At 63.4% G+C, this 9,643-nt stretch carries 9 protein-coding genes and 1 pseudogene; 5 read left to right on the top strand and 5 right to left on the bottom strand.

All coding sequences use genetic code 11. The features are described from left to right. The 5 genes and pseudogenes from RT567_RS10105 to RT567_RS10085 form a co-directional block, all read right to left on the bottom strand. A pseudogene (locus RT567_RS10105) lies at positions 1–217 on the bottom strand (hypothetical protein); the annotation flags it as partial. 342 nt (positions 218–559) lie between these two features. Beyond that, on the bottom strand, positions 560–2,749 hold the full coding sequence (locus RT567_RS10100) for a TonB-dependent receptor domain-containing protein (RefSeq protein WP_313576252.1): 2,190 nt from the start codon (positions 2,747–2,749) through the stop codon (positions 560–562). 108 nt (positions 2,750–2,857) lie between these two features. After that, positions 2,858–4,327 (bottom strand): M23/M56 family metallopeptidase, encoded by a 1,470-nt coding sequence (locus RT567_RS10095; protein ID WP_313576250.1) that lies wholly within the window; start codon positions 4,325–4,327, stop codon positions 2,858–2,860. Then, a complete protein-coding gene (locus tag RT567_RS10090) occupies positions 4,327–4,713 on the bottom strand; it encodes a BlaI/MecI/CopY family transcriptional regulator (protein ID WP_312205648.1) in 387 nt (128 codons plus the stop codon). Before RT567_RS10090 ends, RT567_RS10095 begins: the two co-directional genes overlap by 1 nt. A 206-nt stretch (positions 4,714–4,919) precedes the next feature. Continuing rightward, positions 4,920–6,419 carry a S41 family peptidase gene (locus tag RT567_RS10085; RefSeq protein ID WP_313576248.1) on the bottom strand — a complete coding sequence of 500 codons (1,500 nt, stop codon included), beginning with the start codon at positions 6,417–6,419 and terminating at the stop codon, positions 4,920–4,922. 285 nt (positions 6,420–6,704) lie between these two features. Here RT567_RS10085 and RT567_RS10080 point away from each other — a divergent pair, with 285 nt between their 5' ends. The 5 genes from RT567_RS10080 (at position 6,705) to RT567_RS10060 (ending at position 9,502) form a co-directional block, all read left to right on the top strand. Continuing rightward, positions 6,705–6,917, top strand: a complete 213-nt coding sequence (locus RT567_RS10080) for a cold-shock protein (protein ID WP_313576246.1) — start codon at positions 6,705–6,707, stop codon at positions 6,915–6,917. 221 nt (positions 6,918–7,138) lie between these two features. Continuing rightward, complete coding sequence (locus tag RT567_RS10075; protein WP_313576244.1) at positions 7,139–7,330, top strand: hypothetical protein; 192 nt, start codon at positions 7,139–7,141, stop codon at positions 7,328–7,330. Positions 7,331–7,364: 34 nt separating this feature from the next. Further along, positions 7,365–7,754, top strand: a complete 390-nt coding sequence (locus RT567_RS10070; protein WP_312205392.1) for a hypothetical protein — start codon at positions 7,365–7,367, stop codon at positions 7,752–7,754. A gap of 138 nt (positions 7,755–7,892) precedes the next feature. After that, on the top strand, positions 7,893–8,735 hold the full coding sequence (locus RT567_RS10065; RefSeq protein WP_312205391.1) for a trypsin-like serine protease: 843 nt from the start codon (positions 7,893–7,895) through the stop codon (positions 8,733–8,735). A 386-nt stretch (positions 8,736–9,121) separates the two neighbouring features. Then, positions 9,122–9,502, top strand: coding sequence for a LytTR family DNA-binding domain-containing protein (locus tag RT567_RS10060; RefSeq protein ID WP_313576241.1), 381 nt, complete (start codon positions 9,122–9,124; stop codon positions 9,500–9,502). Positions 9,503–9,643: the final 141 nt, after the last annotated feature.

The following is a 9,643-nucleotide window of genomic DNA, read 5'->3' as shown; positions in this document are numbered from 1 at the left end:
GCCGCGCCAGGCCCAGGCCGAAAGCGTTGACCGCCACCGCGTCGGCAGGGGCGGCGGCGTAGAGGTCATGCAGAACACCCGTGGCCAACGGCGCAAAGACATCGTCGCTTCCCGCGCGCACGCCCGCGCCGACTCGACGACCGCCGGCCCGATCCAAGGCCTGCAGGCGCGTCTTCAGCGCCGCCAACGCGTCAGGCTGAGAATAAATGTTCCTCATTTGTTCTATATGCGCTCTTGTGCCTGGGGGGGCAAGCGGAGCTTCGTAAGGGGGGAGAAAATCAGGTCTTTTTGCGAAGGGTTTGAGTGCCGCTTTTATGGCAGAGCGGCAATGACCACATCTGGCGCATCCACGACGTCATTGAATGGCTCAGTCTGACTCAAAGCGGTGGTTAGAAAGGTCCCCCTCTCGGAGACCTGAAAGGCGCTCATAGGCGTTCCCTCAGCCTCTGACCTCGGCTTTGCTGACCGACTGGCCCGCTGAGGTAAAACGTGACGTGCTCAGCGGACGGAGCCCAGAGGGTCGGGGACCTTGCCGTAGGTTCTGAGTCATGGCTTCTGCCTAGAACTCCCGCTCAAGCTGGATCCGGAATACCGGGGCGCTGTGGTTTCGCTTTTCCAGATTCAGAAGGGACTGCCCGTCCGATCGCCAGTTGCTGGACCGGGCGTCTCGCGCCGTCAGGCTTGACCCGCTCAGCCGCAAGGAGGTGAGCGGGTTCAGGGACCACAGGGAGTAGAGTTCCAGATCATCGGCGGACGAGACCTGTCGTCGCTGGGTCGCTGCGATCTGGATGGTGGACTCAGAGCGGTGGCTATAGCTGGCGCCTACCGTCCACCCTGGACGCACGACATAGTCGCCGCCGAACGTCGCGCTGAACGGGATCTGCCCCGGGATGCGGTCGTCGGGCCCTCGTACATCGGCCACCGAGGAGTCGGAGTAGGTGGCGTTAAATCGGAGCGCGACATCTGGCGCGCCCGGCAGAACGAGGGCTAGGACTTGGTTGAGGTTGAACCGGGCGTCGGTCTCCAGCCCCCATACGGTCGCCGCCCCCCCATTGAAGGGCGAAGCCACCCATCGACCGTTCAGAAGGCGGGTCTCGGATCGCACCACTCCGTCGATCCGGCGCACGAAGGTTCCGAAACTGATCCGGGCGCCTGCGTCCCAGTATTGCTCGAAGGCGAGATCAAAGCCCGTGGCGCTCTCGGGCCGCAGAGCCGGATTGCCCTGCTCGTCCGGAGCCAGGGGGGTGTTGTTGGACGAAGTATAGGGCCGTGGCGTCAAAGACGAGATCGGCGGCAGCTTGAAGGTCCGGTTGGCGGCCAGCCGTATCTGTCGCCGAGCGGCGCCCGGCAGTGTCCAGACGGAATGAAAGGTCGGGGACAACAGGGTGTCGCGACGGCGCAAATCCGGGTAGGCGACACTGTCGCTGGTGGTCTCGACGCCTTCCCATCTCAGACCGAAATACATGGACAAGGTCGGGTTCAGTTGGATCTCATCCTGAGCGTAGACCGCCAGGCGACGGATATCGATGTCGAAGGTTTGGTCGTCGATCGTGCCGGGCGTTCCGCCGACAGGGCCCAGATCCTGAACGCGACGGTCACGGCGCTTATCCAGGGCGGTCTCCCAGCCGATTTCATAGGTGTGGGCGCCCGTTGGGCCGAAGGCGTATTTGCTGCTCGCCGTGAGGCCCAGGACGCGGGTGCGGGCGCGGGTGCGGTCGTCCAGGGTCTGCCGCCCGTTGTCGTCATAGCCCTGTTCGTCAAAGCGATAGGTCTCGCGATTGCCGCCCAAGGTGGCCTTTGACGTCAATACTGCACCATCCTGGAAGGTGCGTACCCAGTCCAGGCCGAGGTTGAGCTTGGACAGGTCGATGGTCAAATCCTGACGCAGGGCGGTGCGCTCCAGCGGTGACCCGATGATCGTCCGCCAGTCCTCGACGCCAGACCGATCCAGTCGGCTGACGTCGATGGCGCCATGGAGCCCCAACCGGTCGCCATTGGCCAGGTCGACCTGCACGCTGGGGGTTAGGGTTAAGTTAGTTCGCACGGCGTCGATGGCCGAGACCAACGTACGCAGCGCGTCGGTCGTGCCAGACGAGTCTGTTTCGCGCCATACCGCAGTATCGTCGGCACGCACCTCTCGACGCCGCAGATTGACCGCCAGCGCCCGGGTGAGGTTTTCGACCTGTCGGGTGCCGCGCCAAGAGGCGTTGACCATGTCGCGGCCGTTCGTCGTCTCCCAGACCAGGGCGGCGGTCGTGCTGTCGCGATTGGCGCCACGGGTCAGGATTATGTTGATGCTGCCGGCCGTCCCCTCGGCTCGAATATCTGCGGTGGGCGATCTGAGGATCTCGATGCTCGCTACCATGTCCGGCGTCAGGGACTCTAGGTCGAACCCGGTCGGGGCTTTTTGTCCGTCGATCAGGATTTGGGTGTAACCCTCGCCCATACCCCGCAGAGAGATTCCGCCAGCGCGTCCGGCCTGGGCCGGCCCCACGGTGACCCCCGGAAGGCGCTTCATGGCCTCGGTCAGGGACGTGTCACCAAAGCGGGTCAACTCCTCCTGACCCACGACGATGCGGCTGGACGTGTCGTCGCGACGGGGATCGCGCCGCACGCCCTGCACGACCACCTCGTCCAACTCGCTCACCGCCAGTTGCTCGCTCTCGGAGGATGCGGACTGGGCCCAGGCTATGGGGGATGGGGCGCAACAGGTCAGGCCGACGGCCAAGATCAACGTCTTTGCGGACATGGGTTTCTCCGGGATAGCGCACAGGCGTGCGACGTCGCGGGTGCGCGCACCCGTTCAGCGAAAAGTTTGTGAGTGTTTAGAAGCGGCGGCGGGCCGGTCAGCCGCCGATCAGGGGAGGACGGATTCCGGATCCAGACGTTGACCGTCCTTCAGCACCTCGAGATGCAGGTGGGGTCCACTGACTTTGCCGGACGCGCCGGACCGGGCGATCTGGTCGCCGGCAGAGACCCGTTGACCCACCTGAACCGTGGCCTGATCCAGATGGGCGTACAGGGATTGCCATCCTTGGCCGTGGTCCACTACGATCACCGTGCCGTAGCCTTCGCCGCCAGCGTAATGATCTGTCGCGGCTGTTACGACCCCATCGGCGACGGCGGCGACGCGCGTTCCGACTGCGGCGCCAAAATCAGTTCCGCGATGGGGCTGCGAGCGGAAGTCGCTGACCTCGTGGAAATGGCTCGTGACGCGCTGGGCAGCCAGGGGAGACGTCATTCGTATTGGCCCCGACGGCGCTGCCGTCGTCTGAGGGCCCCCCTTAGGCGTCGAGGGTTCTGAATCCGGTCGGGGCGTGGCGGCGGCAAACTGAACCGACGCCGTCGCGGTCACCGCGACCAAGGCGATGAAGGAGAGAACGAGGCGACCGTGGCGGCCCAGGCTGCGCCCTGGGTCCCCATGAAGCATGTGTCGCAGGCGCACCTTGTGGCCCGTTAGATCATGGTGCGCCAGAGCCGTGACGGACAGCTGGCCGCGCCGGGCCGCGTCCATTTTCAACGTCTCGATATAGGCGCGGGCCAGGATTGGCCGCGCTGCGCGGTCATCTCCCAAAGCCAGGTAGTCGCAGCGCAGTTCGGCCGCCATCTGCACCCTGGCCTGGAGCCAGCGCAGGAAAGGGTTGAACCAGAAGATCAGGCCGATGACCGCCATGATCGCGGCCCGCTGGGGGTCGCGTTGGGCAATGTGGGCCGCCTCGTGGCGGATGATCAGGCGAAGAGTGCGATCATCGAACAGGGTGACCGCGTCCTGGGGCAGGATGATTATCCGAGCTGGCGACCCAACGGCAAAGGGAGTGATCGAGCACCGCGTCATGCGCAACTCGATGCCCTGAGCATTTAGCCGCCGCGCTTCCTGGCACGCAAAGGGACCCGGCCAGGCTTCCGCATCGATGGGCAGGGCCTGGCGAACAATGCGGCGGACCTGGAAGGTCTCGATGATGGCCTTGGAGGCTAGGCCGACCAGGCCCGCGAGGTAGATCAGCCCAAGCAATGTCGACCACGAGGGGGCCGGCAGGGGGCCGGCGGCGGTTCCGATCGCCGCACCATCGACGCCGAGATCCATTGCGGCCGGCAGCGGCAGAAGCGCCTGGATCGGCGAGGTGTTGGGCATGGGGACCAGTTGCAGCGCCAGCGCCAGAAACGTCGGAATGACCGCCATCAGCCAGATCGCCAGCCAGTAGCCCTTGGCGGCGGCCGACAAGCGGAACGCCCGCTCGAAGGCTAGTCCCATCCCCCACATCAGAGCCGATCCAGCCAAGCTGGCGAGACCGTGGATCAACCAGAAATTTTCCGGCACTGCAGTCATCACGCGTCGTCCCCGGCCGCGGCGTCCCGCAGCAGGGCCTCGAGCTCCTCGAGTTCGCCCTGGTCGAGCAGTCGGCTGTCGGCGAAGGCCTGTGCAGGAAGGGGCGCGTCGATCTCAAGCACGCGCTGAACGAAATCGGCGCTGATCGCCGCTAGGGTAGCCACCTTGCCGACACGCGCGCGATAGATATTCAACCCGTGTTCCGAAGCCTCCTCGACCAGCCCCTTGGCGATCATCCGTTCGAGCGTCTTGCGCGTCGAGGAATAGGACCAGTCGAGGATCGGCAGGACATGGTCGTGCAGCTCACGCGCGCTGCTCGCGCCATGGCGCCACAGACATTTCAGCAGGGCCAGCTCGGCGTTCGACGGACTGAGGGAGGAGGACATGGGAAGGCTCTCTGCGATAACCGTCGCATATATGCGACATGTGTCGCATTCACCGCAAGAACTTATTTTCTAGGGTGCTGCCATCGACGATCCTGATGGGATCTGAGCCCGGAGTTGAGAGCCTTTGCGGAGAGTTCGGGTATCCGATCGAGAACGCCTCCGCAGGCCCTCCCATCTGAACAGCCGGGAAGTCGAGGTCATGGCGTCTAGTCCGCCGCGGCCAATCCTTGCACCCAGGCCCGGAGCGCTTGTTCATCCGCCATGCCGCCAGCGAAGACATGAGCTGGAACCTGTGGTTCGTTGTTGCCTCGACCTCGGCCGCGATAGACCTTCATGGGGACCCACACCTTGGCCAGACCGCTCGGCAGGGCCATTTCGCGCAGTTCCATGTAAACCGTGTCGGCGTTCGTCTCTCGACCGATCTGGACGGCGCCCAGTGTCTTCCATAGGTCGACGGCGTCCAGGCAAGCCGAACCGCAACGGAAGTCTGTCAGGACGAAGACGTTCCCCTTCATTGGATTTTCCGGCGGGACGTCATAGGTCGGCGGGGTTTCCGCCGTGTTCTGCTGCCGCCACAAGGGTTCGCCGGCCGCCATTGCGTTCTGCATGCCGTCGATCGCGGCGCTCGCCCAGGCGATCATCTGAGGGTCGCCGCCGGCTGCGGTCAGTTGGTCGCGGAGGACCTTAAAACCGGCGATATTGGCTTCGGATGCGCGCCAATCGACGCTTTCGATCGGGGCCATGGGGTGGGTCGTCGCCCAGTCGCCGCCCCAGAGGGTCAGCGCCAGGCGCGCGCTCCAGTGCGAAGAACCGCCGCCGTTGTCGCGAACGTCGAGAACCACGTAGGGGGCGGCGCGCAGACGAGCCTGGTTTTCGGCCGCCTCCACCAGCAGGGTCGTCAGGGCCGCATATGCTTCGGAATTGGGATCGCCGTTGAACGACGGCATCGACAGCCATACGCCGCCGTCATCCAGCGTCTTGAGACCGAAGGGAGGCGAAACCCGTTGTGTGAGGGCTGTGCGCCGCGCGCCAAGGTCCTGGGGTTCGATCGATCGCCAGGTCAGGCGATAGGATCGTTCGACGCCCTGGACCTCAAAGCGGCATTCCGACATCTCGGAGTTCCACGGATTGCTGGAGCTCATGAAGACCCAATCCCCGAATTGGATCTTCTGCGCTTCAAGGAACCAACGTCCGCGGAAGGCGCCGACGCGGCGCTCGGCCAGGGCGGCGGCGTCCACGCCGTCGCAGGCGATCAGCTTGGCGCCCAGGGGCGGGCTGCTGTCGTCCGCCTCGTCCCGGCTGGCGACGACCTGATCAGCGCCGTCATAGAGGGTGAGGAAGCCTGGCCAACGCGTCGGGAACCCGCCTTGATTGGTCAGGCCGATGTCCACGTGGCCGTCGTCAAACCCGGCGATCAGGCCGCGCATGGTCCACCACCAACCGCCGACGTCCGTCGTCGTCTCCGCGCGTTCACGCGCCTCAGCCAAGCCCGCCTCGACGCGCTGGCGGAAAGCCGGATTGCGATCATCGTACATGCCCGGATGGGTCTCTTCGATGATGCGACCTACGGCGTCGACATCGTCTTTCAAGGTAGCGGACCAGTCGCGCGGGGCGGTCATCCACTCCGGCGCGGCCTGCTGGGCCCAGGCCGGCGGCGCCAGAAGCGTCAGGACCACAGTACACAGTCCCCATTGCCGCAGATTCATTTGAAAGCCCCTCTATTGGAGCGCGGAAGCTAGATTGTGCGATGCGAAAAGCAATGAGGGATTGGCGCGATGCGGTTGGGGCGGACGGCGCACCGACGCTGGGCGGCGCGCGTTTCTCATGCCCTTGCGCCCACAGCTTCGCCTTCCCATATCGTATCGGTCGATCTCCTTGCGTAACGCTGCAGCCCTTTACATTGCGCGCCGAGCTTCAAAGCCGATCCCATTCAGACCCGACAGGCCGACGAGGGGTTTTCCCTACGGTCAACGCCAGACGGAGGTCTCCAAATGGCTACCGGCACAGTGAAATGGTACAATTCCACCAAAGGTTATGGGTTCATCGCCCCTGATGACGGCAGCAAGGACGTCTTCGTCCACGCCTCGGCTGTTGAAACCTCCGATTTCAGCTCCCTGAGCGAGGGGCAGAAGATCAACTTCGAATTGGAACGAGACGCCCGAAGCGGCAAGGAATCCGCAGGCCGCCTTACCGTCGCGCCCTAAAGCCCGCCTGGACGATAAGAGATGATCCGGTCGCCGCCGACGGGCGGCGGCCGTGGTCGCTCGGGGGCAGGCCGCTTTCCTTCAATCAGCGGACGGAGGCTGTGTCCGGCGGATGTCGACGACCAGCGCTGGTCAGCCGAGACGTTGCGCCGGGAACGTCGCAACCATGCACATTCCTAGAGGATCCACCCATGAAGCCTCTGTCAGGAATGCTTCCGAAAATGAGCGACGCCGATCTGTCGTCGTTGCGAGCCAACGCCGAGCGGTTGATCCAGCTTGGCCTGCCAGGCCAAATCGCCGCCGCTTCCGAGGTGATCCGCTTATCGATGCTGAAGCGGCGAGGCGAGCCGCGCTTCCCAAGCCGCCTCCCGCGCCGCGTATTCGTATCCCCAAGAAGAAGGTTGCGCCTGTGACCGGGCACCAGACCGCGCTTCCTCCGCGATCGTCTTGACGGTGAAGGACGATCGGTTTGAAGGGCCGGCGATGATCGAAGAGAGCTTCGTGCGCCTGTACGCCCATGACTTCATTCAGATGGCCGTCAAATCCGAGCTTGGTCAGGATGTGGATGCGGCGCTTCAGCGACGATTGGCCGAAGCCCGCTCCCACGCCGCTTTGATGGACGCTCGAAAAGGCTCCGCGCATCTGACAGCGCTCATTGAACGAATACGCGATGAAGCGCCCCGTTTTGACGGACGCGCCATGCTGCGCGGCGCCGATCCGAGCATGGCCGCCAAACGACGTCATCGCTTCCTGAAGGTCGCTGACGCACTGGTTCGACCCATGACCAAACCTTCCTCGTCTCTCCGCGCGATCTCCGCCTCAACTCGCAATAGGTAGGTCCATGCCCGTCTCTTCCGAGCACACCGACCATCCTGTCGGACAAAAACCGGTCGATGGTAGCCGCAAGTCAAGGCGCTTCGTCACACCTGGGTCCACAGGTTGCGCGTGCAGAGCTTGGCCGATAGAAATCTCGGCATGCTGCGATCCCTTCTACTAGGCTTCACGCTTCTTGTTGTCGCCTCCTCCGCGGAGGCCATCGTCATCAGGCATGATGTCGACGACAGCAGGTATCGGATACCTGCGTCCGATTTTCCGGCGCTCGCGGACATGCCGTCCGAAGGACACGGCGTGCTGATTGCCCCGCGATGGGTGATTACAGCAGCTCACGCAATCCCTCGAAACGCTACCCTGAAAGCCATTGAGATCGGCGGTGTGCCGAGAGAAGTGCAAAAGGTCTTCATCCACTCTGGAGCGAAACAGCCGCCGCAGGGGATGATTGATCAGGCCCTTTCCACGGGCGACTGGATCCTTGCGGTCTTTTCCATTGCGTCGTCCAACGATATTGCGCTGATCAAGTTGACGCACGCCGTAACCGACGTTGAGCCAGTTCCTATCTACGATGGCGATGGCGAGGTTGGCAGCGTCGTCAAGATTATCGGAAAGGGTGCGACGGGAACGGGATTGTCCGGCCACAGCCCGCAAGGTCCCAACCGGACAGCGCTGCGTCGTGCTTTCAACACCATAACCAGCGCCGATGATCGGTGGATTTGTTACGTCTTCGATGACCCTGCCAAGGCCCTGCCCCTTGAAGGCAAGACGGGCAGCGGCGACAGCGGCGGACCGGCGCTAGTTGAAGAGGGCGGCGAGTGGAAGTTAGCGGGTCTGGCTTCGTGGGGGTTCATCTTCGGCGACGTCAAGACGACCAACCCGGGGCTCTATGGACAGTTGACCTGCAATGTTCGCCTCAGTCGTTACACCGACTGGATCAGGAATGTGATGGCAGAGCCTTCTGATGCTGCGGGCGGGTTTGCGCGGTGAACAGTTCCGTCAGCCCAGCGCGGTGACAGGACGACCCAGCTATCATCATCCGACTGGTCGAACCGCGCAAACGGCTTCGGAACTGGAAACTTGCCGGCGGTGACCAGACGGTGTGACGATCTAGGCAAAGCACACGTCGGGAATGCGGATAACGAAATACCCGGAAACAGGCGTTGCGGAAGTCCGCAATGGGTCGGTCTGCGAAGTAGGTATCGCTCTCGAAAGCGGTCTGCCAGCTCGCAGACCAATGTCGCGTTTACGGCGTGGTCCGCATGACCGCTAATGGCGAAAAACTGATGTCGGCCTCCGAGCGTGCCGTCTATTTTTGGTTCACCGGAGGGAAGCCTGAAAGAAGCGGACGACGTCTCGGTTGAAAGCCTCATGGAATGCCGCCCGGTCAAAGCCGGGCGTCGGTGCGCAGATCGGTGGCGCGGCCGCCGCGAGTGCGGACGAACACGGTGGCAGGAAGTCGTAGTGTCCTCAGATGTCTGGACCGCTCACTGGTCTGCCTGCAGATGGAAGATCACTATGTTCGGGTCCATACGGATGTGGGGTCAGAGCTGGTGTTGATGCCCTTCTTTCAGGCTATCGCCGGACTTAATGGGCTCGAAGGACTTCAGACTCATCGCTCATGGTGGGTGGCGAGAGCCGCAGTGACCGGGATTGTTGAAGACGGGCGAAAACTCCGGCTGACTCTGTCTAATGGGCTGGAGGCGCCGATTTCCCGTGCCCGCGTGGCTGAGCTCCGTGCAGCTGGCTTGCTGTGATCGCTTCGTCCGGGCGGGAAAACAGATTGCAAATCGGCCGATAAGCGCTTCAGACCGGTGAAAATTGACCGAGCTTTTCGCGAACGTGTGGATCGGCGTGGAAAAGGGACCCCGTTAGCGGTGTGATCGGCGTCGAATAAG

This window comes from Brevundimonas sp., assembly GCF_032107865.1.
Taxonomy (GTDB): Bacteria; Pseudomonadota; Alphaproteobacteria; order Caulobacterales; family Caulobacteraceae; genus Brevundimonas.
Note: the sequence above shows the minus strand (reverse complement) of the source record. Positions and strands in the feature narration are given on the sequence as shown.

Excerpts from the sequence above, each read along its gene's own strand:
- RT567_RS10100 (WP_313576252.1), bottom strand. The coding sequence starts at position 2,749 with ATGTCCGCAAAGACGTTGATCTTGGCCGTCGGCCTGACCTGTTGCGCC.
- RT567_RS10080 (WP_313576246.1), top strand. The coding sequence starts at position 6,705 with ATGGCTACCGGCACAGTGAAATGGTACAATTCCACCAAAGGTTATGGG.
- RT567_RS10065 (WP_312205391.1), top strand. The coding sequence starts at position 7,893 with ATGCTGCGATCCCTTCTACTAGGCTTCACGCTTCTTGTTGTCGCCTCC.
- RT567_RS10060 (WP_313576241.1), top strand. The coding sequence starts at position 9,122 with ATGCCGCCCGGTCAAAGCCGGGCGTCGGTGCGCAGATCGGTGGCGCGG.
- RT567_RS10095 (WP_313576250.1), bottom strand. The coding sequence starts at position 4,327 with ATGACTGCAGTGCCGGAAAATTTCTGGTTGATCCACGGTCTCGCCAGC.
- RT567_RS10090 (WP_312205648.1), bottom strand. The coding sequence starts at position 4,713 with ATGTCCTCCTCCCTCAGTCCGTCGAACGCCGAGCTGGCCCTGCTGAAA.
- RT567_RS10075 (WP_313576244.1), top strand. The coding sequence starts at position 7,139 with ATGAGCGACGCCGATCTGTCGTCGTTGCGAGCCAACGCCGAGCGGTTG.
- RT567_RS10085 (WP_313576248.1), bottom strand. The coding sequence starts at position 6,419 with ATGAATCTGCGGCAATGGGGACTGTGTACTGTGGTCCTGACGCTTCTG.